Annotated in this window: 24 protein-coding genes and 1 other annotated feature (1 of these 25 only partly in view); of the genes, 21 read left to right on the top strand and 3 right to left on the bottom strand. The window is 38.8% G+C overall.

Translation table 11 applies throughout. The features are described 5' to 3' along the window. Positions 1–181: a binding site (T-box leader), on the top strand (it extends 34 nt beyond the left edge of the window). Positions 182–362: 181 nt separating this feature from the next. The 7 genes from trpE to trpA are packed head-to-tail and all read left to right on the top strand — an operon-like array spanning position 363 to position 6,735. Continuing rightward, positions 363–1,730 carry an anthranilate synthase component I gene (gene trpE / locus ACO1PF_RS07185; RefSeq protein ID WP_423188389.1) on the top strand — a complete coding sequence of 456 codons (1,368 nt, stop codon included), beginning with the start codon at positions 363–365 and terminating at the stop codon, positions 1,728–1,730. Beyond that, on the top strand, positions 1,727–2,320 hold the full coding sequence (locus ACO1PF_RS07190) for an anthranilate synthase component II (RefSeq protein ID WP_423188390.1): 594 nt from the start codon (positions 1,727–1,729) through the stop codon (positions 2,318–2,320). The genes trpE and ACO1PF_RS07190 overlap by 4 nt, the downstream gene beginning before the upstream one ends. Next, positions 2,317–3,330 carry an anthranilate phosphoribosyltransferase gene (trpD, locus tag ACO1PF_RS07195; RefSeq protein WP_423188391.1) on the top strand — a complete coding sequence of 338 codons (1,014 nt, stop codon included), beginning with the start codon at positions 2,317–2,319 and terminating at the stop codon, positions 3,328–3,330. Before ACO1PF_RS07190 ends, trpD begins: the two co-directional genes overlap by 4 nt. Continuing rightward, positions 3,331–4,122, top strand: a complete 792-nt coding sequence (gene trpC / locus ACO1PF_RS07200; RefSeq protein WP_423188392.1) for an indole-3-glycerol phosphate synthase TrpC — start codon at positions 3,331–3,333, stop codon at positions 4,120–4,122. After that, complete coding sequence (locus ACO1PF_RS07205; RefSeq protein ID WP_423188393.1) at positions 4,112–4,705, top strand: phosphoribosylanthranilate isomerase; 594 nt, start codon at positions 4,112–4,114, stop codon at positions 4,703–4,705. The genes trpC and ACO1PF_RS07205 overlap by 11 nt, the downstream gene beginning before the upstream one ends. 31 nt (positions 4,706–4,736) lie before the next feature. Continuing rightward, on the top strand, positions 4,737–5,948 hold the full coding sequence (trpB, locus tag ACO1PF_RS07210) for a tryptophan synthase subunit beta (RefSeq protein WP_423190523.1): 1,212 nt from the start codon (positions 4,737–4,739) through the stop codon (positions 5,946–5,948). Continuing rightward, entirely contained in the window at positions 5,941–6,735 is a 795-nt protein-coding gene (gene trpA / locus ACO1PF_RS07215; protein ID WP_423188394.1) for a tryptophan synthase subunit alpha, read from the top strand. The genes trpB and trpA overlap by 8 nt, the downstream gene beginning before the upstream one ends. Positions 6,736–7,066: 331 nt before the next feature. On the opposite strand, the gene ACO1PF_RS07220 is transcribed toward trpA, so the two are convergent. Beyond that, complete coding sequence (locus tag ACO1PF_RS07220; RefSeq protein ID WP_423188395.1) at positions 7,067–7,351, bottom strand: type II toxin-antitoxin system RelB/DinJ family antitoxin; 285 nt, start codon at positions 7,349–7,351, stop codon at positions 7,067–7,069. A 598-nt stretch (positions 7,352–7,949) separates the two neighbouring features. Beyond that, the gene (locus ACO1PF_RS07225) at positions 7,950–8,444 is read right to left on the bottom strand and encodes a helix-turn-helix domain-containing protein (RefSeq protein WP_423188396.1); all 495 of its coding nucleotides are present in this window, start codon (positions 8,442–8,444) and stop codon (positions 7,950–7,952) included. Between the two features lie 209 nt (positions 8,445–8,653). On the opposite strand from ACO1PF_RS07225, the gene ACO1PF_RS07230 reads away from it, so the two are divergent. The 9 genes from ACO1PF_RS07230 to ACO1PF_RS07270 all read left to right on the top strand — a co-directional run bounded on the left by ACO1PF_RS07230 (position 8,654) and on the right by ACO1PF_RS07270 (position 16,134). Further along, positions 8,654–9,319: a hypothetical protein gene (locus ACO1PF_RS07230; RefSeq protein ID WP_423188397.1), complete on the top strand. Its 666-nt coding sequence runs from the start codon at positions 8,654–8,656 to the stop codon at positions 9,317–9,319. Between the two features lie 357 nt (positions 9,320–9,676). Then, positions 9,677–9,835 carry a hypothetical protein gene (locus tag ACO1PF_RS07235; protein ID WP_423188398.1) on the top strand — a complete coding sequence of 53 codons (159 nt, stop codon included), beginning with the start codon at positions 9,677–9,679 and terminating at the stop codon, positions 9,833–9,835. Between the two features lie 244 nt (positions 9,836–10,079). Continuing rightward, a complete protein-coding gene (locus ACO1PF_RS07240) occupies positions 10,080–11,528 on the top strand; it encodes a DUF5050 domain-containing protein (RefSeq protein WP_423188399.1) in 1,449 nt (482 codons plus the stop codon). Positions 11,529–11,584: 56 nt separating this feature from the next. Next, positions 11,585–11,956 carry a hypothetical protein gene (locus ACO1PF_RS07245; RefSeq protein ID WP_423188400.1) on the top strand — a complete coding sequence of 124 codons (372 nt, stop codon included), beginning with the start codon at positions 11,585–11,587 and terminating at the stop codon, positions 11,954–11,956. Between the two features lie 40 nt (positions 11,957–11,996). Beyond that, complete coding sequence (locus ACO1PF_RS07250) at positions 11,997–12,560, top strand: hypothetical protein (RefSeq protein WP_423188401.1); 564 nt, start codon at positions 11,997–11,999, stop codon at positions 12,558–12,560. After that, complete coding sequence (locus ACO1PF_RS07255) at positions 12,557–12,811, top strand: hypothetical protein (RefSeq protein WP_423188402.1); 255 nt, start codon at positions 12,557–12,559, stop codon at positions 12,809–12,811. The genes ACO1PF_RS07250 and ACO1PF_RS07255 overlap by 4 nt, the downstream gene beginning before the upstream one ends. A gap of 592 nt (positions 12,812–13,403) precedes the next feature. After that, on the top strand, positions 13,404–14,510 hold the full coding sequence (locus tag ACO1PF_RS07260; protein WP_423188403.1) for a M50 family metallopeptidase: 1,107 nt from the start codon (positions 13,404–13,406) through the stop codon (positions 14,508–14,510). A gap of 230 nt (positions 14,511–14,740) precedes the next feature. Next, positions 14,741–15,226: an RNA polymerase sigma factor gene (locus tag ACO1PF_RS07265; protein WP_423188404.1), complete on the top strand. Its 486-nt coding sequence runs from the start codon at positions 14,741–14,743 to the stop codon at positions 15,224–15,226. Then, positions 15,223–16,134, top strand: a complete 912-nt coding sequence (locus ACO1PF_RS07270; protein ID WP_423188405.1) for a zf-HC2 domain-containing protein — start codon at positions 15,223–15,225, stop codon at positions 16,132–16,134. Before ACO1PF_RS07265 ends, ACO1PF_RS07270 begins: the two co-directional genes overlap by 4 nt. Before the next feature lie 102 nt (positions 16,135–16,236). Here ACO1PF_RS07270 and ACO1PF_RS07275 read toward each other — a convergent pair whose 3' ends face one another. Further along, complete coding sequence (locus tag ACO1PF_RS07275; RefSeq protein ID WP_423188406.1) at positions 16,237–17,727, bottom strand: phospholipase D family protein; 1,491 nt, start codon at positions 17,725–17,727, stop codon at positions 16,237–16,239. A gap of 256 nt (positions 17,728–17,983) precedes the next feature. Between ACO1PF_RS07275 and ACO1PF_RS07280 the strand changes: the two genes are divergently transcribed. The 5 genes from ACO1PF_RS07280 (at position 17,984) to ACO1PF_RS07300 (ending at position 23,417) form a co-directional block, all read left to right on the top strand. Further along, positions 17,984–19,441, top strand: a complete 1,458-nt coding sequence (locus ACO1PF_RS07280; RefSeq protein WP_423188407.1) for a DUF5050 domain-containing protein — start codon at positions 17,984–17,986, stop codon at positions 19,439–19,441. A 65-nt stretch (positions 19,442–19,506) separates the two neighbouring features. Continuing rightward, positions 19,507–19,707, top strand: a complete 201-nt coding sequence (locus tag ACO1PF_RS07285) for a hypothetical protein (RefSeq protein WP_423188408.1) — start codon at positions 19,507–19,509, stop codon at positions 19,705–19,707. 45 nt (positions 19,708–19,752) lie between these two features. Next, the gene (locus tag ACO1PF_RS07290) at positions 19,753–20,277 is read left to right on the top strand and encodes a hypothetical protein (RefSeq protein WP_423188409.1); all 525 of its coding nucleotides are present in this window, start codon (positions 19,753–19,755) and stop codon (positions 20,275–20,277) included. 216 nt (positions 20,278–20,493) lie between these two features. Further along, positions 20,494–21,450: a PIN domain-containing protein gene (locus tag ACO1PF_RS07295; protein ID WP_423188410.1), complete on the top strand. Its 957-nt coding sequence runs from the start codon at positions 20,494–20,496 to the stop codon at positions 21,448–21,450. Between the two features lie 167 nt (positions 21,451–21,617). Beyond that, positions 21,618–23,417: an RNA-directed DNA polymerase gene (locus ACO1PF_RS07300; protein ID WP_423188411.1), complete on the top strand. Its 1,800-nt coding sequence runs from the start codon at positions 21,618–21,620 to the stop codon at positions 23,415–23,417. The last annotated feature ends 150 nt before the right edge of the window (positions 23,418–23,567 follow it).

Below are 23,567 nucleotides of genomic sequence, written 5' to 3' on the forward strand. Positions count from 1 at the left end.
GCCCCATTACAGAGAACTTGCGAGACTGAGAAGCAAGTATGGGACTTGAATGGAATGGACTTACGAGAATCTATCTGAAAGAGAGTAGGATAGGTCGAGTCATCCTCGTTAACGGATGAAAGTGTAGGAATCAATCTTCCTAAATTGTGGTGGTACCGCGGTAATTTTTATCGTCCCTTAGTAGTGTAATAGCTATTAAGGGCTTTTTTTTATGAAAAAAATGTGGTTCTCGATCGAAAAGAGGGTGTTTTTTAAAGATAGCGGTCAAATTTTACAGCTGATACGTACCGAATGCACTGAATGGTCAATTAAGATTTACTTACTAATAAGAATTACTTACTAAATTCAAAGGGGAGAAGACAATGAGTATTCAATACAAAACGAAACAAATCAACGGAGATATGCTGACACCCATTTCGGTGTTTCAACGATTGAACGGCAAGAAGAAATTTATATTAGAGAGTTCAAGTGGGCACGGGGAAAAAGGGCGGTATTCGTTTATCGGCATGGATCCGTATAAGGAGATCGTCGGGAACGAGCAAGTCGTCACCGTGATAGAAGACAGCCAGGAGGAAACGTTCCATAAAAAGCCATTAGAGGTTGTAAAAGCGCATATTCCACAGGTGTCACTGGATCTGCCCTTCCCCTTTTATGGCGGAGCAGTGGGTTACATTGGATACGACGCGATCCGTGAATATGAAAAAATCGGTGAGCGGCTGAAGGACGAAATCGACATGCCGGATATTCATTTGATGTTTTATCAGGAACTGGTGGTATTCGATCACAAGAAACAGGAAGTCACTATCGTAGCGCTGGCAATTGAGGGGATCGAGAACTTGGATCAGCGGATCAGAACCATTGAAGAAATGATCCAGCAGCCGGTAGAAGAAAAGATGAGCGAGCTGACGCCTCTTGAATTTTCGACTTCTCATGACAAGGAAAGCTTTATGAAGCTGGTCAAGAAGGCAAAAGAGCATATCGTTGAGGGGGATATCTTCCAAGTCGTGCTGTCCCAACGAATGAAAGCAACGTTTGAAGTGGATCCCTTTACGTTTTACCGGAAATTAAGAGTAGCGAATCCTTCTCCTTATATGTTTTTCGTGGATTTCCAAGAGTATATCGTGCTTGGAGCCTCACCGGAAAGTTTGATCAAGGTCACGGGCGATAAAGTCGTCACCAATCCGATTGCCGGAACGAGACCAAGAGGCGAAACGGTCGAAGCAGACGATGCCTATGCAGAAGAATTACTTTCAGATGAAAAAGAGTGTGCCGAACATAGAATGCTCGTGGATTTAAGTCGAAACGATTTGGGGCGCGTTTCACAGATTGGATCGATCTCAATAGATAAGTACATGACGATCGAACGGTTCCAGCATGTAATGCACATTGTCTCGGAAGTGAGTGGCACCTTGGCAGACGGACTGACCGGTTTGGATGCACTGACCACCACCCTGCCAGCAGGAACAGTGTCAGGGGCACCTAAAATTCGAGCGATGCAGATCGTGAATGAGTTGGAAGATAACTTACGCGGTGTTTATTCTGGTTCGATCGGCTACATCAATTTGAATGGAGACTTGGATCTGGCATTAGCTATCCGAACAATGGTGATAAAAGACAACCTGGCGTATGTTCAGGCAGGTGCAGGGATCGTGTATGATTCTGATCCTGCAACGGAATACCAGGAAACATTGAATAAAGCAAAATCCTTACTGGAGGTTGGACAAAAATGATTTTACTAATCGATAATTATGATTCATTTACGTATAACTTGTACCAATATTTAGGTGAATGTGGCGAAGAAGTAAAAGTCGTGCGAAATGATGCACTGACGATCGCGGATGTGCGGGCACTAAATCCAAAAGCGATCGTACTTTCTCCTGGACCAGGTACCCCAAGTCAAGCAGGGATTTGTGTCGATCTCGTTAAAGAACTGCATGAGGAAGTGCCAATTTTAGGGATCTGCTTGGGGCATCAGGCGATCGGTGAAGCATTCGGTGGGACTGTGGGTCATGCCGACGAAGTCAAACATGGGAAAACAGCACGAGTTTTGCATCATCAGGCGGACCTGTTTAAAGGTCTGAAAGTGGAAATCGAAGTGATGCGTTACCACTCGTTAGTCATTTTAAAAGACACTTTGCCAGCATGTCTGACAATTACAGCGACGTCGATCACAGATGGCGAAATTATGGCAGTGAAGCATAACGCTTACCCCATTTATGGTTTACAGTTTCATCCGGAATCAATCGGAACGAGTGATGGCAAACAAATGATAGAAAACTTTTTGGAAACGATCAGCAAAGAAGTGGTGAGCGTGGGATGAAAGCATTTATAGAAAAAGTATTGCGGCGCGAGGATCTGACGATTGAAGAGATGGAAGCGGCAAGCCACTTGCTGTTTAGAGGAGAAACAGATGAACGACAAAAAGCTGCTTTCTTGACCGCTCTGCGTGCCAAAGGTGAGTCAGTGAGTGAACTGACCGGGCTGGCAAAAGTGATGCGGGAGGTCGCCGTGAAGCTGCCTAAAGAATTGCCCGATGTGATGGATAATTGCGGGACCGGTGGCGATGGTTCTCAAAGTTTCAATATCAGCACCACCAGTGCTTTTGTTTTGGCCGGAGCCGGCGTGACCGTGGCTAAACATGGAAATCGAAGCATCTCAAGTCAAACCGGGAGTGCGGATGTGCTGGAAGCATTAGGCGTGCATTTAAGTGCTACTCCAGAGGAAATGATGGAATTACTAGAGGAAAACAAGATCGCCTTTTTATTCGCACCTAATGTGCACCCAGCTATGAAACATGTGATGCCCGTTCGAAAAGCGTTGGGCATCCCGACTATTTTCAATCTGATCGGTCCACTCACAAACCCGGCAGCCTTGACCACACAGTTAGTAGGCGTATACCGCAAAGATGTTCTGATGGATATCGGAAACGTGCTGCATAAATTAGGGAGAAAACGGGCAGTCGTTGTCCACGGAAAAGGTGGGCTGGATGAGGCTTCCTTGGCAGGGATAAATCACTGCGTCTTGGTCACTGAGAAAGGGCTGACCGCTTTTGATGTCTCTCCGGAAGAAGTCGGTTTGCAAAAAATTGCGAACAGCGCACTTAAAGGTGGAAATGCCAGAGAAAATGCAGTCATCCTCCGGTCGGTTTTGGAAGGCGTAAAAGGGGCACATCGAGAGGTCGTCCTGTTAAATGCTGGATTAGGCTTGCTCGCGAGCGGCAAAGCTCAGACGCCAAAAGAAGGGGTCAAGCTGGCAAAAGAGAGCATTGATTCAGGGGCTGCCTTGAAGAAACTTGATTTTTTAGTGGCCTACGGGAAGGAGAGCGCATGAATGGAAACTATTTTAAAAACGATTTTAGAAGAAAAAGAAAAAGAAGTCTTTAGATTGAAAGAGTCCTTTTCAAAAGAATCACACAAAAGAACGGTCCCGGTACGCTCATTTTATGATAGATGCAAAGAAGCCAAAGACATGCAGGTGATTGCGGAATTTAAACGGTCCTCTCCATCCAAAGGGGAGATCAATCATAGCATTGAACCGGGAAAACAGGCGAAAATCTATGCAGATGCTGGTGCATCAATGATTTCCGTATTGACGGATAAGCCATTTTTCCAAGGGGAAATGGCGGATCTGGTAGCTGTTCGAGAAGCAGTGAGCCTGCCGATTCTGAATAAAGATTTTATCATCGACCCGGTTCAAATCGATCGCGCTTATGTGTATGGAGCGGATGTGATTTTGCTGATCATGGCGGCTTTGTCCGATGAAAAGTTAAAAAGCTTGAATGAGTATGCAGAGGGTTTAGGGCTAGAAGTATTGGTGGAAGTACACAACGAAGAAGAATTGCAGCGTGCGCAAGTCATAAAGCCTAAACTCATTGGCATCAATAATCGAAACTTGAAGACTTTTGAAGTGACGGTAGAAACAACCGAACGATTAGCTGGGAAAGTGGATACAGCCGAGCAGGTACTTATTAGCGAGAGCGGCATGTCAAGCGTTGAAGAGGTAAAACGAGCGTGGCATGCTGGAGCAAGAGCCATTTTAGTGGGTGAGACGTTGATGAAAGCCAAGAATGTAAAAGAAACGATCCAGTCTTTCAAGCAAGGAGCAGACAGTGATGCTTGTTAAAATCTGTGGGATTCAAACGCCAGAAACGGCGCAGGTGGCTGCAGCAGCAGGGGCTGACTTTATTGGGCTAGTCTTTGCAGCGAGCAAACGGCAAGTAACGATCGACGAGGCAAGAAAAATCAAAAACAGCCTTTCACATACGAGAGTCAAAGTGGTAGGCGTCTTTCGAAATCAGCCCATCAAGGAAGTGAACCAAATCAGTCGCGAACTGGGTCTTGATTATGTGCAGTTACATGGGGAAGAGAGCGTGACAGAGTGCCAGCAAATAAATGCCCCACTCATCAAGGCACTCTCTTTTGAAGAAATCAGCGAAGCCAAGCACTATCGGCAGGTAGCGGATTATATTTTGATCGATAGCCCAAAACCGGGCAGTGGCGAAACCTTTGACTGGACCATGTTAAAAGATAAAAACGAGGATTTTCCATACTTTTTAGCAGGCGGGTTATCAGCTGAAAATATAGCAGAAGCGATTCAACACTTGCAGCCTTTGGGAGTGGATGTATCCAGTGGGGTAGAAACGGATGGAAGTAAAGATGCTGAAAAGATTCGAAGGTTTACTCATCAAGTAAAACAAGGAGAGTAAACGATAATCGAGAGGAGAAACTATGAAAACTATGGAAACTATCAGAGCGACTTTACCAGATAACAAAGGACACTTTGGCCAATTCGGGGGACGATTTGTACCCGAAACATTGATGCCCGCTATTTTAGAACTTGAAGAAGCCTATGAAGAGGCAATGAAGGACCCGGATTTTACACAGGAAATCGAGCGCTACTTAAAGGATTATGTTGGACGAGCGACCCCGTTGACCTTTGCCAAGCGTCTGACTGAAGAATTTGGGGGTCCACAGATTTATCTGAAACGAGAAGACTTGAATCATACGGGTGCACATAAGATCAACAATGCTTTAGGACAAGCCCTGCTCACGCAGAGGATGGGGAAGAAAAAAGTGGTTGCTGAAACAGGTGCGGGTCAGCATGGTGTGGCTACCGCAACCGTTTGTGCCTTGCTTGATCTAGAGTGCATCGTCTTTATGGGAAAAGAAGACGTGAGACGTCAGAAGTTGAATGTTTTTCGTATGGAATTATTAGGCGCAAAAGTGGTCAGTGTCAATCAAGGAAAAGGAACGTTGAAAGATGCGGTCAATGAAGCGCTGCGTTATTGGGTAGCGAATGTGGAAGACACCCATTATATCATCGGATCGGTCGTAGGGCCGCATCCCTTCCCTAAAATAGTTCGAGATTTTCAGAGTGTGATCGGGAAGGAAACCAAAGAGCAATTTCAAGCACTGAAGCAAAAGTTACCCGATGCTATTGTTGCGTGTGTGGGTGGAGGAAGTAATGCGATGGGGATATTTGCGCCCTTTGTGAATGAGGGATCCGTTAAATTATACGGAGCCGAAGCTGCTGGAAAAGGGATCGATACGGGAGAACATGCAGCGACCCTGAGCGCTGGAAAAGTGGGCGTGCTGCATGGTATGATGTCATATTTACTCCAGGATGAAGCCGGGCAAATTACTGAACCTTACTCCATTTCAGCAGGAATGGACTATCCAGGGATCGGTCCAGAGCACAGCTACCTGAAAGATATGAATCGTGTGACCTATGAAGGGATCACGGACCAGGAAGCTCTTGATGGGTTGCAGTTGCTGTCTCGTAAAGAGGGGATCATTCCTGCGCTTGAAACAGCCCATGCAATCGCCTATGCACAAAAAATCGCTAAACAGATGAAGCCAGATGAAAGCTTGATCATTTGTCTTTCTGGAAGAGGAGACAAAGATGTCGAAACAGTGAAACAAAGAATAGGAGGTCAGGCAGATGAGTAAAACAACATTGGAGCAGGCCTTTCAGGATACCCTGGACCAGGGAGACAAGATATTCGTCCCTTACATTATGGCGGGCGACGGAGGACTGGAGGCCTTACCTGAACGCATTCAGTTTCTGGAAGAAGCGGGTGCTACAGCTTTGGAATTAGGTATTCCGTTTTCTGATCCGGTAGCTGATGGACCGACTATTCAAGAAGCCGGGTTACGAGCGTTGGAAGCAAAAGTCACGTTAAGAAAAGTCCTTCGTAAATTAAAAGAAACCAAGCACGACCGAACGATTCCGATCATCTTGATGACATATATGAATCCAATTTATGCCTATGGAATAGAGGACTTACTCAATGAGAGTGTCGATTCCGGAGTGGATGGATTGATTATCCCGGACTTACCAATGGAAGAGGAAGAACGTATCACAAGATATCTGTCAGATAAAGAAATCGCTCTGATTCGATTAGCTGCTTTAACTAGTCCAATCGAACGATTAAAGAAGATCGCTGAAAAAACGGAAGGCTTTTTGTATGCAGTAACGGTAAAAGGAACGACAGGGGCTCAGGTGGAGTTTGCAGAAACGGTGGGAGAATACATCAAAGAATTAAAAGCGATGAGCTCAAAACCTGTCCTCGCTGGATTCGGGGTGTCAACGCCTGAACAGGTCAGACAACTCAGTCAGTATGGAGATGGTGTCGTAGTAGGAAGCGAAATTGTTTCCAGTTTTCATGAAGAAAAGAGAGAGAAAATTGTCGATCTTATTAACGCCTCCAAAAAGCAGTCAGACGATATGTCATGACATGACTTTCTAGGGAGATCGCTGACCCGTTTAAAAATGAGGCTGCAGTCATAAATGATTGAAAGCGAATCTTTTTGGTCAATTGAAGGGTTGTTAGCTTAAAAAAAAAGCAGAAAACAGAGGTGATTCTCATTCGAGAATCACCTCTGTTTTCTATTAAATTCTTTAAATTAATTAGAACGTAGATAGTCCGCTGTATTCCTAGGAATGGTACAGTAAGTTTTCCAATCATGTTTCTGAATATAAATAGTAATCAAGTCAGGGGCAGGTTGAATGCACTAAGACAGATCGTTCTTCATAAGAACAAAAAAGGCTTATAATATCATTGGAATCAATAGTCTTGTTCAATATCTTTGGACCATGCGTCAACTTCTTCTTTAGTGGAGAGAATTTTTGCGGGTAAGTTTACTGTTGCTTTAGAAAATTTTAAAGCAACTTTTTTCTTGTCCTTCAGCTTTAGTTCAAAGGGCAAGCCACCATCAGCTACAACCCTTTTGTAAAAGGCAGTTATAACGACTGTCTGATTTAAACCTAATTCATTGAAAATTAGATTGGCCTCATCTGCAAGATTTTTATCAATTTGAACCTGGATACGTCTTTTCCCCTGCACACTCATAAGACCCCCCCTTTTCAAATAATTTTCTTGAAGCACATTTTATACTCATATAATACTGCTAAGCGAGTGCGTTTACAATGCTTTTAAGCCTCTTCATGTGTACAAATTATGACATATGGTTATAGTTCTTAGCCTTTAAAATACAATTGAAATAGGGGGTGATTATATGGAAAAATTCAAAAAAATCGGACTGTTTTTGATGTTGATAGCTATCGGTCTCGTAGTCGGCACGGGTGGGAATTCAAAACAAGCCGAGGAACCGGAAAAATATTAAATGGTAAGGTATCTCAAAACATTGTAGAGTATCTGAAAATTAATCGGCAAAAAAAGCACTTTGGAATACGAATAAATGTATTTCAAAGTGCTTTATAAACAGTGAAAAGACATTATTAAGTTATAGCATATAATAAACGTTCATTTTCTTTTAGAACGTAGACATGTCGCTCCACTCCTGAGAAGGGTGCAGCAAGTTTTCTAATCATATTTTTGAATATAAATAGTGATCAAGTTAGGGGGCAGCTTGAATGCACTAAGAGAGATCATTCTTTATAGATTTCTAGCCTGATTTGACAAATAAAGTTGTTTGAAAAAGTGTGGACTAGTCAATAAATATCTCAGTAGTAGAAGTCCCGCTACCAAACAAAAGTCTCAGTATATAGATCATATCAAGAGAAAAATATATCGTTAAAGTAATAACTAAGATAATTACTACAGGGGTATATTTTTTTTTATATTTATACGAGTAGAACAAACCTAAGTAAGATAAAGGTGTTATCAGGATATAGAAAAATGGTGAAATGAGTAATGAAAATATGTAGATATCTAACTTATAAATACTCAAGAAATTTTTCGTTCGATAAAACACGTTCGTTTTTTTATTAGAAGCATTTTCAATGGATTTGAATGTTTCTAAAAAAAAAGCCGTCTCAACGTCAAAAAAATTTGATAACTGGACGATGTTATCTGTACTCGGGATTGTTTCTCCTCGCTCCCATCGACTTATTGTTTGTCTTGTAACGAATAATTCACTTGCCAATTCGATTTGAGAAATACTTTTTTCGGTTCTTAATTTTCTTAATTTTTCACCAAGCATAGTGATTGCCTCCGGCTATGGAACAGGGATGTTCCATTACTTTTTAATCAGTGTAACACAGTATACCAGTTACAGAACAGCTAATTCAGTTTATTATTATCGTGTTCTTAAAAAAAATACTATTGCAGTTATCAGGGGGAAGCTATAATCACTATCAGATAAATAAGTTGAGTTAAGAGTAAAATATATTGAGTCGTAGGGAGTGGAATATGAAACTATTATTAGTGGGTGCAGTGTTATTAGTTATGGGGGTGGTTATTTTTATTGAAATTAAAAAAAGTACTATGCCGGATAAAAGACGTTCAAAAAAACTTTTTGGTAATGGAATGGGATATCATCTATTTGATGAGCACCTTATTTTAGATACGAGTATAGATGAATACAGATCTTTATCTGATGTTGAAGAAGAGTCTGAGGCCATTGTTATTGCAGGGAAAGTATCAGAGCATGCTCCCACGCTAATAAAAAATGAACAAGGAAATATTCAGAAAGCCTATACGCTGTCTGATTTCAAAGTTAAAAAAGTAGTGACTGGTCATATCCTCAATGCTGGAGAAACATTTACACTAATGGAAAATGAAGCGTACGATGCGGTAAAAAGATTGAAGTATCATATATCAGGATATGAAAAAATGGTCACGGGTAGAGATTACTTGCTCCTTCTGCATCGATCTGAAAACAATCCATATTTATCAATCGTTGGTGTGAATTATGGAAAAATTCCTTTAGCGAAAGAAACAAGTGAAGTATCGTTAAGTCTTCATAGTGCCAACACAGATTACGCGGCTGAAATATTAGATAGGTACAATCACATCGATACTATAAGAAAACAGGCCCGCTGTAAATTCGCCGATTATATTTCTGGGTATAAATAGATTTGGCTTAGAAATTAAAAGCACCCTAGTATGGAGAGAATACAAAATACCTTTTAAGAAGAATTTTCATATTTTGTCCCTCATAGATGTTCTATTGATTGGAATATACGCTTTGTACATAGCTCTACCAGAGGGAAATTATTAAGGCTATTATCCAATAAGAATCGTACAGATCATTCTCTTACCATTTTTTTTAGATTTCTTTAATCTTGTATGTTGGACGTGTCACTTAGGGCAGTTTTTATCATCTCTATTATGGTATTAGTGTCTGGTATGCATTTATGCAGTAATCAAAGCTGACGCTTCATTTAGCTTTATTTTTTTACAGATATTTAAACCGAAGGAGTTGAGATAGAAATGCAAATATTTATTAATGTTTTACTGGGGTTATCTATATTTGTCGGCTATGGATTAATGATTGCTGGACAACTATGGGGAGTGATATTTATCCTAATAACTTTATTTGGGACATTGTATATTCAGTACAAACCCAATAAAGAAAAGACAGGTGATTGAGGTTCTATCAATCGCTGCATGCGTTCATTTTTAATATTGCGCTCGTTGTATATTCTTTTTTCTTTAATCTGATTTTAGGATGGTTAAAAATATTTATACTTAATATGTGATAGTGAAGCAAATGAATGGCTTTTTCTGATTTACATAAGCGCTTTATTGAATGGGTGATTTTTGCTACAATAGAAAGTATAAACATATACATATTCCAATTCAAATCGATTGTATAGAAGGGACTGAAGGAACGATGAGTAAGATAGGAAACTGGATCAGTCTTGGACTGAGAAGCATACTATTTCTTTATATACCGACAGTTTCACTGGTTTTAGTTCTTTACCAGATCATCTTTGGGACGTCAATGAACCTTCACTGGTCTTTTACCTCATTATATTTGGGTTTATTAGTGCAATGGATGCATGAGAAATATAAACACCAGTCACTTGAGGAAGAGATAGACGGTCAAAGTCACTTGGAACGAACACTATCAGAGAATGGTTGGGAAATACTTGATCGCAGAAGAGACACGTTGACTGTCAGACCTACATTCGATGTTCCTTTCAACTTAGTGATTAATGACAAGGTAGAGATTCACTATACGGATCAGACAGCAAAGATAGAAGGACCGCTGCACTATGTGACGGTACTGTCTAAGGCGATCAAAGGAGAACCAGTCAAAAAGAAATGGACAGTATTTCGGGCGTTAAAAGTCACAGTCACCACAGGTTTTATCCTGCTGCCTTTTATCACGCAAAGTGGATTGCTGTGGGAAATCAAAGTGATGCGTCATAATGTCGAAGCTGCTTCGACTGAAACTGATATTAAAGGGGAAAGTGTGGCAGGTATTTCTGTCCAAAACATCAATAATAACGGTATTGGTGTTGAGAACGATGAGCACATTTTCTATAGTCATGGAAACAATACACTCATCAAAACGGATAACGAATTGAATTATGAAAAGTTACTGATGAAAGGTGAACCGTATTACCGGTTCGGAAATTTGAACCTATCGGGTGACTGGCTCTATTACACCAGGGATGAATCACTGTTCACAATGAAAACGGACGGAACGAATGAACAGGTCCTTTACGATTTAGGCTACATTGAAGATGTCCACGTCACTGAAAACGGCATCTATTTTATTAATACTATGGATAACTATAACGTCTACCATATGGATCTGAACGGTGGAAATCTCGAACGGCTACTTGATGTCGAGGCAAGAGACCTTGCCGTCTACGGTGACGAGTTGCTCGTCAGTCACGAAGAGGTCGTGGAACACTTGAGTCTGGATGGCAGTGAGAGAGAAGTCATACTCAATGAATCGGCGGATGATCTCGTCAGACACGATGGCTATTACTATTACATCGGCTCGGACGATAAACTGTATAAGAGTACAGTAGATGGAACGTCCGGCTCCGTAACTCTCGTCGACCGGCCCATCGGGACCTACACACTCACAGACGACAAAATCATTTACACGCTTAGATCTGACGATGATTTCCATCCAGGTCACGGCGTTCATCTGACAGATCATACTGGCTCGAAGAATAAACGTATTTACGCTTCAAGCAATGTCGAGAGTCTGATAAAGGTCGGTGATTCGATACTATTCAATGCATGGGGCACTTATAATACAATGGAAATGATGCGGTATGATTTAACGGATGGTCATATCGGGGAAATCTTTATTGACTGAAATAAATGAATTTTTGACCACAGTGAAAATTTTGATGAAGGAGTTGACCTGAAAAGATGCTGAATGAGTCAAACTCGATCGTGTTGAAGAAAATCTTATATCCATTGTTCTTTGGTCTGACTTGGGGGATGCTGACCTATACGCTCGATGTATACAATGCAGACTTTTTTCTGATATTATATTCGATCATAGCAGTAGGAACATTTCTGTATTCGATATGGAACATATGGCATATGCTGGAAAAGAAAGTTAAGTTAAAGGTACTAACCTATATATCATTTTTTACAGTTATTTTCCATGGAAGTACCGCGGTGATCAATTTTTACTTTCAAGGTATAATTGCGACAGTCTATGGAATATATCTGCTGGTACTTTTTTGGAAGATGCTCACAAAGAAGCACTCAAAAAATGTGGCTAATTTAGCTTAAAGTGACCATGTAGTGATCGGACTAAAAGGAGGAGTTGCAAGTGTTGAGAAAAAAATGGGTTCTTTGTTTATCTTTATTACTAAGCGTGTATGTTTCAGGTTGTTCCAACAGTAACCTCGATACATATACAGGAGACGTATTAAGAATAAGTGTGATTGGGGATACTCCAGATGTTTCAGAAGAAAACATTTCGTTTTCTAATGCAGAGTTTAGTGATTTAGAAGACGAAGATGGTTCTCTGGAGTTACAGGGAGATGCACTATTCATAATGCCGGAAAATTTAGTCGAAGCATCTGATGATAAGTACATTGACCATTATAATAAGTTAGAGATCCCAGTCTTTTTTATTGGCACTACAAAAACTCATGCTCCCTTTGTGTTTGATAATATTAATTATGAGGATGCCCGGGAGGTTTTTCCGAAAAGTTATGCAGCTGGCTATTTGTATCATTCAGAAAATGAATTGGGTGAACACTGGATATTTAGTGGAGAAGATGAAGAAGAACTAAATGAAAATGAAATAAAAAATATCTATAGTGATATATTTCGTACAATTAACAATATAAATAAAATTATTAGTACAGAAAAGGGATATCAATCATGACAATGAAACTGAGAATACCAATATTATTTGTACTATTATCAGTCACTACAGCCTTTTATGAAAGTATACCGAGTCTGTTTTTTTCCACTGAAAATTACTTCTTGTACAGTCTTCAATTCATATTGACGATCATCTTGTTATTTTATTCCTTTGAGAAAATCAAGGTCAATGAGAAAGACGTTCATATTGCAATCGGCTTACTTATAATAGCAGTGACCGCTATGTTCGAGCTGTATAGATATATCATCTAGGGGGTGATTTTATGAAACGACTGAAAAAAATCGGACTGTTTTTGATGCTCTTAGTTATCGGTTTGGTAGGTGGTATGGGTGGGTCTTTGAAACAAGCCGAGGAACAGGAAAGCGTTGACGATTAATGACAAACTATATATCGCGCAAGTCGTTCAGGATACTAAAAAGAATGCCTTGCGTTTTTTGTTTATTCGGCGTATTGATTATTCTGATAGCAGATAAAAGGAGAAGGAGAAATTGTAATGATGAAAAATCTGGGGTTATGGTTTTTGCTGACGGCCATTATAGGAGTCGTCTTATTTAACACGATATCTGTAATATCTACTACAACTTTTACAAATATATTTTCTGAGTTTGAAATACTACTTAATCTGATAGGCATTTCTGTCATTCTATCTACACTAATTGTGTGTACAAAACTAATATTGAATAAGATGGGTACTGAAGAAAAATAAATACTCAAATGGTCATCTGTTTTTTGGTGCATATAAAGAGTGCTTTAAGATAATGATGATGAAAAAAGTAAATAACAGACCGAAGTATCAAGATAATTGAATTCACGACTCAACATAGATAATGAGGGACTGACAAAATGAAACAAATATTTTTAATGTTAAATATGTTTATAACGTTCTTGGGGTTAGGCTTTTTAGGATATGAAGTGGGTATGCTTTCAGCGATCCATGACTGGACCTGGATACATATTCCCGTTTTTATGAGCTATTTCGTTGTTAGTTTCTTTTTGCACATTATTATACATGAAGCCGGTCATTTAGTAGCCGGACTGTTATCAGGCTATTCTTTTTCAATGTTTAAATTGTTAAGATTTATATGGGTGAAAGAGTCAGGAAAAATCACTCTAAAAAAACAGCGTGTTCCCGGTATGCTGGGACAGTGCTTAATGATGCCACCTGAGAAAATCGCTTCTCCACCATACGCTTTATATCATTTGGGAGGGATCATAGCCAATCTTATTGCGGCGGCAGGGGGCTATCTAATGTGGATGATGCCATTCCCCCCATTAGTGAAAGTAGGCTTCCTCACGTTTACCGTTTTTGGAATTATTCTTGCGATGATGAACCTCATCCCTGTGGGGCCAAATGATGGCATGCATTTGTGGAAGGCTTCAAAAAGTATAGAATATCAGATCCAATTCAATCAGTTGCTTCAGATACATGCAGGGATGATCAAAGGGAAAACTGCGCGAGAACTACAGGGATTACTTTACTTTGTTGGAAAAGAGCCGTTAACAGATGGAAATAATACGACGATGCTATCGCTTGAGGCGTTGAAATATACCGAAAAATTTGAATTTGATCAAGCGGAGATGACGTTGCGACCGCTATGGGAACAGTTTGACCAGTTGCTGGATCTGCAGAAATTTGAAGTTTTAAAAGAATATCTCTTTGTATTGCTTTTAAGCCATCCTGATGATGAGGCTGTAGCGAAAATTGTAAATAACAAGTGGTTCAAAAAACAGGGAAATGTCAAGCAGGCGGATACCAAACGTGTATTAGCTGCCTATGCTTTCGTAAAAGAAAATGATTATGAAAAAGCGGTAAGACTCCTGGATGAGGCAGAAAGTTATATCGAAAAAGCACCAACGTTAACTGATCAAAAAATCGAGAGAAAATTGAATGACTACCTTCGTAAGAAAATTAAAGAAGCAGGCTCTGACTCAGTAACTGATAGAATATAAGACTGTGAATATCAGAATTAAAAGCTTGTACTTATCGGATCAAACTAAATGAAACAGGACTCAAGCTTCCCATACATTAGTATAAGGAAAAGTGAGTCCTGTTTTTGATAAGGCGTTTTATTTTAAACAGTCAATGAACAACGGACTTGAAAATATAAGTTATAATTATTTTGAAAAGGTTGTAAGATTTCGTCCGTTGGCGCGTCTTATATATATAGGGGGGTGAGAAGGTGGTAGAGCTTGAAGAGATTTATGCATTGTATTTCAAAGATGTCTATTTGTTCGCATACAGCTTAACGAGGGACAAGCACCTGGCTGAAGATATTACTTCTGAAACATTCTTAAAAGCACTAAAATCCTTGGATAGTTTCAAAGGGGAGAGTGATATCCGCGTCTGGCTTTTTCAAATTGCAAAAAACACCTATTACTCCTATTTAAGAAAGCATAAAAAAGAAATAGCACTCGATTCCATCGGAGAGATAGAAGCTGAAATAGATATAGAAAAGATTGTCTCTTCTAAAGAAGAATCGATGAATGTACATAAAGTTCTGCATCAGCTTTCTGAACCTTACAAGGAGGTCTTTACGTTAAGATTGTTTGGAGAACTGAGTTTTAAACAGATAGGTGAACTATTCGGTAAAACAGACAATTGGGCTTGCGTGACCTTTTATAGAGCGAAAAGAAAAATAAGAGAAGAAATGAGGGAAAACGAATGAATGTATCCTGCAATGTCATAAAAGATCTCATCCCCTTATATGCGGAAGATATGCTCAGTGATGATTCAGTAAACCTGGTAGAAAAGCATCTTGAGCACTGTGACGACTGTCGGAATTTGCTGAATGAACTAAACCAGCCGTATCATGCTCCTGCAGAAACTAGCGTCAGGCCACTAATGAAGATGAAATCGGCTCTTAGAAAGAAGAAAGCAGTAACGATAGCTCTGACGTTTGTTTTTACATTGTTGTTTTCTGCACTCCTCTTTGCTTTTATGACTGCACCAAAGTATCTGCCCTATAGTGAAGAGCTAATTCAAGTTAGCGAGCAAGCAAATGGGTCTGTCGTCGTAGAATTCAGTGAAGAGGTCTCAGGCTATGATATGGACCGGTATTCATTAGAAGGAGATCCTGACATGGCTTATCATCTCACCACTTGGACCACTATCTGGGAGGAGTATATACAGCCAAACGACATCGGGACAGTGGTGTTGAATGCAGAAGATGAAACCGTGTCGTCAGTTTACTACTATCAGACTGACGGAGCACCGGACCGATTGATTTATGGGGTTGATGATAATCCAAATGGAGGGATAGTGACTTTGCCAAGACTGAATCTGTCTTATTATCTACTGATAGCTATTATATTGAGCGGGTCATGTCTGGTTATTATAGCGGTGTTCCGTCGGCATAAGCAAATCGTTGAAATGTCTATTAAGACGCTATTACTCACGGTTTCTTATATGATTGCCCATGTAATCGTTAGAGGATTAACTTCTGCATCCTATAACTCCACAAGAGATCTGCTGGCCATTATTTTGATTGTGATTCCGTTATATGCTCTGATTTTATTGGGAATAAACGTTAATTCTATCAGAAGAGAACGAAAACAAATCGAGAAGTTAAACTGACAAAAGAGGCCCTTGTTTACTGCAATAGTAAACAAGGGCTTCTTATATATATATTTAAGCTTTTGTTGATTAGAACAATATTTAATTTCTAACCGGCTTCTTCTAAAACGTCGACAGTCCGCTCCATTCCTGGATATGATACAGCCAGTCTTTCCAAACTGTTGCTTCCGCATGTTCGGCGTAGTCAACGGTGTACGTGCCACCTTCGTTCTCCCAAATGCGGTCAAAGTACTGCAGCATGTCCTCTATTGCCGGTTGACCTTTTGCTCCTGAGATCCTGACGTTGGTTTCCAAGTTATAGTCCTGCAAATTTCTGCGGGTGAAGTTCGTGGATCCACCGATCATGGTCACCTCTTCTGCTGTTTCGTGAAGCAGGAATTTCGTATGGAACTGTTCTCCGTGAGACTGATACCACCTTATATCGATCGAACTGTTGCCCTGAATCAATTCATCCGCAACCGGACGATTTGGGATGCCGATTTTTTTTACGCCGAAAGCATCCTCATTGATGTCCAGAATGATTTGGATGTGTACCTCTCGACGTTCAGCTTCGAGTAAAGCCGTAATGATGTCTCGGTCCGAGATATAAAACATCCCTATTTTGATCATCTCAGTCGACTGTGCCAGATTGATGGACTCAAGGAGGGACGTCTTGATTTTCTGTTCAGTCAATAATTGAACAGTGTAGGCTTCATCTGTCTCAGCACTTTTACTCTTGATTTGAAAAGAATCAAACAGAGCCGTATCGAAACCGGACATTTCAGCGACTGCTCTCTCAGAGGCAAGCAAATCGTTCAAGAATGGCCCCTGCATGACATAGGCGACATTGGAATGATAGGCACTGGCATCATGAGGGTTGGCAGATGTGATCAGTCCTTCACGTTCAGTCATGATCGTTTTTCGATGGTTGGCTTTAAAGTGCAGCAAATTGAGATAGGAAAGGACATTGACCTTTGGACCTTGAGCACGAAAAGCGTTCGGCAGATAGCTGGATTCGGATGTATCGAACCAGTTCAAATAAGTCCGTGAAAAACCGGAATAAATAGGATTGGAATCTCTTAACGGCTCTAGATCAGTAATGATGACTTCGATTCCTGCATCTTTCATCTGATCGATGGTCTCTGGCATGTAGGTGCCATAAAAAGTGTTGATGGGATCGGTGATGAAAACAATGTCCACTTCAGGTGCGTCCCGTTTCTTTTGGATGAGCAGTTCTGCCAGATCGTTCGCTAGCGTTGGGAAGTCCAAATCGGGATTGGTATGGTCGTAATCATCATTGAACAAGAACATATCCGCCACGATGAAGTCTTCTGCCTCGGCGATCATGTGATAGATATAGTCGGAGATTTCCTGTTCATGTTCGACTTCGCCCTTTGCATTTTCATAGGTCAAGTCATAGAGGAACTGGAAGTCGCTCGTCTTGTGCCGTTCGCCTTTTACGGAGATGCCCTGGGGAACAGGTTTCAAATAATGATACAGTGAAACCATCAGCGGAATCAGGATCAAGCAGAAAATGATCACGCTCAGCAGTGTTTTTTTCTCAAGTAAAGATGCAACTTTCTTTTTGAATGAAGGATTTTTTCTTGTAGGCATAATCGACCTGCTTTCTTTTATGTAGTCTGTACGTGTGAGTTATTGTCTATAGTTTATCATGAAAACAAAGTGATGTCGCCGTGATCAGCAGGGATAAAATATAATAACAAACGTTTTCATAAATAAAATATAGTTTTTTTAGAAAAGCGCTATCAATAGAGGGCGCTTTTTTGCTAAACTGAAGGTAATAGAATAGTCAATTAAGAAAGAACACAGCTGAGAATAAGTTTTGTTGATCATAGTATGGAGGGAGAAAATGAAAACACTAAAAAATTGGCTCTATATTGCCTTGAGAGGGACCGTGTTTGTCTACTTACCGGTGGCCCTGCTGCTTTATGGCAGTTACAGGGCTGTCTTCAATATAAATCCAGGCGTTCAGTGGGCATTTATCGTATTCTATCTCTTATTCTTTCTCCGGTGGTTGATCGCTAAATACAGACACCAATCCATCGAGGAAGAAGTCCAAAGCTTTGACGGTTTAGACAAGCTGATCGAGCAGGGTAGATGGAAAGTCACCGATAAGAGTGAAAACGAAATGACGGTAAGACCGACATTCGATGTACCGCTCAACCGGGTCGTCAATGACCGGATCGTTCTACATTATGTAACCGATAAAGTAACGATCGAAGGACCTAAGCATTACATCACGATACTGGATAAAAATATCCGAGGGGAAGAGAGCCTCTGGACCAGAAAAAGTGTCTCATCTCTCAAATTCATCCTTATTGCGGTCATAGGACTTATGCCACTAATGGCGGAATCTAATCTGGTATGGAGCATGAATGTTCTGCGCCACAACACACTCTCAAGTGTCAGTGATGAAGTGGAAATCGACTCGGAAGAATACAGTGGCAATTCGCTGGAAAACACATTGAATTACGGACGTGCAGTCGAAAGCGAAAAGTACATATTTTATGTTGAAAATCATTTGAATCTCGTCAAGATAGACAAACAGTTTGAAAACAAAGAGTACCTGATAGAACAAGAGGGAGGAACGGGCGTCAGTCAACTGAACGTGGTCGGAGATTGGCTATACTTCACCAGAGGAGAAAGCCTGGAAAGGATGAGGACGGATGGTAGCGCTCATTCAACGCTTTATTCCTTGGGATATCTTGTGGAATTGCAGATTCAGGGGAACTGGATCTACTTTTTGAGCTGGGAAGATGATTTTAGCGTCTATAAAATGGACTTGAACGGACAAAATCTCGAGCAGCTGATAGACGTTAAAGCCTCCAGTCTCTCCATCTATGACAGTCGACTGCTGATCAGCCATGAAAAAGAAGGACGGTCGGTCGTGGAAAGCTATAGCCTCGACGGCAGGGATGGTCAGGTCGTCATAAATGACCCCGCACAAAATCTGACGATATGGAACGATGACTACTATTATATAGGTGGCAACCATAAACTTTACCGGAGTGAAGTAGGGGAAGAAAGCGAACCGGAAGTGGTCGTGCACGGGCCTGTTTCTTCTTATCTGCCTACCGAGCAAGGCATCATCTATTCGCTGCACTCGAGTCAGGGGGCATACCCTGGAGCGGGCGTCTACAAGATGACCTTTGATGGCAGCGAGAGTTCCAACCTTTCCGACCTGGACAGAGTGGAAGGGTTTGCGAAAGTCGGTGACTCGGTTCTCTTCACTGCAGGCGTGGGTTTTGATGAACCCGATGTGAATAGAATCGATTTGGAAAGTGAATCGATCGATGTGCTGGACTGAATGAGGTAGTGCAGCATCGATCGTTTTGAAAAGAATAATCAAGATAGAAGAAAGTGGGGAAATAGATGAAATTTGGCATGCGCAAGCCGAGCATTAAACGATCGATAAAAGCGCGGACGACGGGGAGAGCCAAACGAGCAGTGAAAAGAAACGTGTTACCTGGTTACGGTAAAAAGGGAATGGGCTGGCTTAAGGATCCGAAAAAAGCCGCCTACAATAAAGTGTACAAAAAGACATCCTTTTCTTTTTGGGATGTATTCAAATGATATCTAAGTGCTAAAGCTAAGCTTACATATAAGGGGAGGAAAGCAATGATCGAGGAGTTAAAGTGCCCATATTGTGGCAATCAAACAGTTGAAGAAAATGAATTACAGCAACCAGAAGTGACAGATAAGTATGCATGCGGGACATGCGATAAAACGTTTGGACTAAGAGCCAATGAATCGATTCGCCAGTGTCATACATTTAGTTTTACTTATGGCGGCTTTCACGGGGGCTTCAAGACGATTCTCATCGAAGAACAAGACGGGTATGCAGACATGAAAATCATACCTCCGTATGGTGTTATTGAAAACAGAGAGCTCACTCTAAGAATCTCACTGGATGAATGGCGTGCAATCAAAGCTTACCTCTTTCAGGAGTTGTTTGTCCGGTCATGGGACGAAGACTATTATGACTCAAATATCATGGACGGCACACAATGGGAATTGAAACTGAAATTCGATAACAGAAAGAAATTCAAAGTAGCCGGTTCGAACCTTTTCCCAGCATTATTTGATGAACTCTTGGATTATCTCGATCCCTATTTTGAGCAGGTTGGAGCGGATAAGAAATGATTAAAGTATTAGGGATAAAAGAATACATACATTGATTAAGTGTATAAAACACTTATTAATCAATTGTTTTATACACTTAATCCAGTCAAACAACAACTGTATGATGAATCATTAAATTACTGAGATGAGGTTACTGCAAACTACCAATATTGTTAGTTGAAAAACAACTTTGAAGTAATAGATAAATATAATTATTGAAATAGAAAGAGGTATAATATGAATGTTTTTATTGATTCAAATATATGGTTAGGGCTATACCATTTTTCAAGTGATGACCTATCTGAGTTTTCAAAATTAAAAAATTTAAAAAATATAAAAATATATCTTCCTAGTCAAACTAAAGACGAAGTAAACAGAAATAGAATAGTTAAGATTAATGATGCCAGACGCAAATTTGAAGATGTTAGTTATACACCGAAAATTCCTAACCTATATAATGAATTTGAAGATAAGTCTAAAGATTTTCGTAAATTGTCTAGAGAGATTGATAGCTTCTTTAAGGCTTGGAAAGAAGAAGTATCGTATGCCATTAATAAAAAAGAGTTGAAAGCAGATTTAGTAATCAAAGAGATATTTGAAAAAGCACATCAAGTAGATACTTCTGGTTACTATGATAAAGCTATTTATAGAATGGATGTTGGAAATCCTCCAGGAAAAAACAATAGCTACGGTGATGCTATAAATTGGGAAGCTCTTCTAGACGACGTTCCGGAAAGGGAAGATTTATTTATTATTACAGATGATAAAGACTACTATGATGATAAGAAAGAAGAGCAAGTTAATTCATTTTTACTTAATGAATGGAATGAACAAAAAAAGTCAGAGGTTCATGTATTTAATTCATTGGGTAGTTTTTTTGAAAAACATATACAAGTTATTCATTTAAAAGAAGAACAAGAGAAGAATAAGTCTATAATAGATTTAGAAGAAACCCAGAGTTTTTCTAATACGCATTCTGTGATTCAAAAATTATTTTCTCATTTAGATTCTTTTTCTAAAGAACAAACTAGTAGAATTATAGATGCTGCAATTGATAATTCTCAAATAGGAAATATTTTAGAAGATCCTGATATAAAAGAATTTTATTGCAAATTACTAAACAGAGATTTTAATAATTATATGAACAAAGATTTTCTGAAAAAACATCAATATGAGAGTACCTTAGTAGTGTAATATTTTGATTAAAGCATATTACACTACTATAATTTGAATTGATTAGTTCTATAATTATAAAATTTGTGTATGGATTAAATATGTGATGTTACTTTTAGAATGTCGTTTGTTACTTTTAAATATGAGATAGCAACATCAATAGTAAAAATAATTTTGAGGAGAAATAGATGCGAAATAATAGAAAACAGGATATAGAAATATTAGTTAATCAAATAGCTTCAATACAACTACCACCATTCTTGAGTTATTTAAAAAAGGATTCTGATAATTTGTTTAATGCAATGAATGATAATAAAATAAAGATATATAAACAAAATACTTCTAACAACTTATTAGAAGTAGATGTAAGTTTAATACAAGTGCCAAAATATATTTTTAATAAAGGGGCAGAATCAATTAAATACTACTCTTTTAAGAATGATTTAAGTAAGAGACCTATGGGTATTCCGAATCCAGTTTGGTTCTATTGTTTTGTTTATAACATCATAAGATCTAGTGAATCATGGTTAAAGGAATTGTATCATGACGAAAAAAATATGCAAGATTTTATACACCATTCAAATTCTCCCATTTTAGGTCGAGAGAACATATTGAAATTTGAATATAATGATCAAGAAATTGTATTGAAAAATTATTTGTCAGGAATTTCAAATGGGAAATCTAATAGTAAAGCTTTTAAAAATAATCAAGAAAAGACTATGAAAATTGAAGGAACAAATCCTATGTACTTAAAAATAGATGTGGAAAGTTATTTTCAAAATATATACACTCACCAATTTTCTAAGTTAAGTAATCAAACTCCATATAATAAAATTGATAATAGTGATAATAAAATTACCGATTTTTTCCAATTTTTAGATAAATATAATATGGCAGTGAATGACAATCACACAAAAGGCATATTACAAGGACCAATATCTTCAGCTATAAGTGCAGAATTTATTGGAATAAGCCTAGACTGTGAGGTGGTTTCAAGCGGACTTAATCTACCGTTTGTAAGGTACGTAGATGACTTCACTTTTTTTTCTGATGAATATTCCAAATTAGAATTACAAATTGAGAATATGGATAGAATATTAAGGAAAGTGGGTCTGTCCAGAAAAAGCGAAAAAACTATTTTAGAAAAAGGGTTTTCACCTAATAAGAGCGCAAATTTATCTGAAATTTTTTTCAGATTACCATTTTTAGAATTAAAAAACTCCAATTATCAAATGCAAAAGAATGATTTTCTAAATATAAGAAGCTATCTTCATGTATTAATCAATGAAATGAACATTCCTCAAATTAGAAGTTTGTTAACAATTATTAATAAATTTATGATTGAAAATTATAAGTTGAAAAGTATGTCAAGTGGACAGTCAGTTTTTTTAGTGCCAATGATTCTTAAACTAGCCTATTCTTTTCCTGTGATTACAAGTCATATCTACCGTCTCTTGGATACCCTTTGTGAAATTTCTGAGAAAAGCGAATTGCATAGAATAATTAATATTATATTGGATAATTCTGAGTACATAGAAAGCTACTACGCTGAAACAGAAATTCAAATATGGCATTATTATATTCTTTCAAAATATGCGAAAGCAAAAACTAGGAATAAGGTATTAAGAAAGCTTTTTTCAAAGTTTAAAAATGATTCTCATTCTACAGACCCAATTATATTGGCTTTTTTTATCAATAAAAACTTTTCAGAGAATTTTATGATATATGAGCACGTCAAAAATACGTATATGTATGAGTGTGGACTTGATTCAAAGTCGTCCACTAATTTACAAGGAATTGGAAGTTCTCGCTGGTGGATAGTTGTAGTAGAGTTATATAAATATACTATAAAAAAGAGAAACTCAATTTCAAAAACAACAAAATATAGAAAAGAATTCAACAAAATTAGTAAAAAAATAGAGTCTTTATTTGGTACTAAAACTACTCCAAATTACAACGAACTGGGAATATTTTTATTTATTCTTTGATTCAATCGGAATTTAAAAATCAATAAAACAGTTCTGGTTAAAAATTGAAAAATGTAGAGTATTATCTGTAATAATAAGCTTAAATTAAATTTGTATGATTAATGTAATAGTAATAATTATTTTATAGTTTAAGTCAAAAACCCTAGCAGA

Source organism: Alkalibacterium sp. f15, from assembly GCF_049389645.1.
Classification (GTDB): Bacteria; Bacillota; Bacilli; order Lactobacillales; family Carnobacteriaceae_A; genus Alkalibacterium.

Excerpts from the sequence above, each read along its gene's own strand:
- trpE (WP_423188389.1), top strand. The coding sequence starts at position 363 with ATGAGTATTCAATACAAAACGAAACAAATCAACGGAGATATGCTGACA.
- ACO1PF_RS07190 (WP_423188390.1), top strand. The coding sequence starts at position 1,727 with ATGATTTTACTAATCGATAATTATGATTCATTTACGTATAACTTGTAC.
- trpD (WP_423188391.1), top strand. The coding sequence starts at position 2,317 with ATGAAAGCATTTATAGAAAAAGTATTGCGGCGCGAGGATCTGACGATT.
- trpC (WP_423188392.1), top strand. The coding sequence starts at position 3,331 with ATGGAAACTATTTTAAAAACGATTTTAGAAGAAAAAGAAAAAGAAGTC.
- ACO1PF_RS07205 (WP_423188393.1), top strand. The coding sequence starts at position 4,112 with ATGCTTGTTAAAATCTGTGGGATTCAAACGCCAGAAACGGCGCAGGTG.
- trpB (WP_423190523.1), top strand. The coding sequence starts at position 4,737 with ATGGAAACTATCAGAGCGACTTTACCAGATAACAAAGGACACTTTGGC.
- trpA (WP_423188394.1), top strand. The coding sequence starts at position 5,941 with ATGAGTAAAACAACATTGGAGCAGGCCTTTCAGGATACCCTGGACCAG.
- ACO1PF_RS07220 (WP_423188395.1), bottom strand. The coding sequence starts at position 7,351 with ATGAGTGTGCAGGGGAAAAGACGTATCCAGGTTCAAATTGATAAAAAT.
- ACO1PF_RS07225 (WP_423188396.1), bottom strand. The coding sequence starts at position 8,444 with ATGCTTGGTGAAAAATTAAGAAAATTAAGAACCGAAAAAAGTATTTCT.
- ACO1PF_RS07230 (WP_423188397.1), top strand. The coding sequence starts at position 8,654 with ATGAAACTATTATTAGTGGGTGCAGTGTTATTAGTTATGGGGGTGGTT.
- ACO1PF_RS07235 (WP_423188398.1), top strand. The coding sequence starts at position 9,677 with ATGCAAATATTTATTAATGTTTTACTGGGGTTATCTATATTTGTCGGC.
- ACO1PF_RS07240 (WP_423188399.1), top strand. The coding sequence starts at position 10,080 with ATGAGTAAGATAGGAAACTGGATCAGTCTTGGACTGAGAAGCATACTA.
- ACO1PF_RS07245 (WP_423188400.1), top strand. The coding sequence starts at position 11,585 with ATGCTGAATGAGTCAAACTCGATCGTGTTGAAGAAAATCTTATATCCA.
- ACO1PF_RS07255 (WP_423188402.1), top strand. The coding sequence starts at position 12,557 with ATGACAATGAAACTGAGAATACCAATATTATTTGTACTATTATCAGTC.
- ACO1PF_RS07260 (WP_423188403.1), top strand. The coding sequence starts at position 13,404 with ATGAAACAAATATTTTTAATGTTAAATATGTTTATAACGTTCTTGGGG.
- ACO1PF_RS07270 (WP_423188405.1), top strand. The coding sequence starts at position 15,223 with ATGAATGTATCCTGCAATGTCATAAAAGATCTCATCCCCTTATATGCG.
- ACO1PF_RS07275 (WP_423188406.1), bottom strand. The coding sequence starts at position 17,727 with ATGCCTACAAGAAAAAATCCTTCATTCAAAAAGAAAGTTGCATCTTTA.
- ACO1PF_RS07280 (WP_423188407.1), top strand. The coding sequence starts at position 17,984 with ATGAAAACACTAAAAAATTGGCTCTATATTGCCTTGAGAGGGACCGTG.
- ACO1PF_RS07285 (WP_423188408.1), top strand. The coding sequence starts at position 19,507 with ATGAAATTTGGCATGCGCAAGCCGAGCATTAAACGATCGATAAAAGCG.
- ACO1PF_RS07290 (WP_423188409.1), top strand. The coding sequence starts at position 19,753 with ATGATCGAGGAGTTAAAGTGCCCATATTGTGGCAATCAAACAGTTGAA.
- ACO1PF_RS07295 (WP_423188410.1), top strand. The coding sequence starts at position 20,494 with ATGAATGTTTTTATTGATTCAAATATATGGTTAGGGCTATACCATTTT.
- ACO1PF_RS07300 (WP_423188411.1), top strand. The coding sequence starts at position 21,618 with ATGCGAAATAATAGAAAACAGGATATAGAAATATTAGTTAATCAAATA.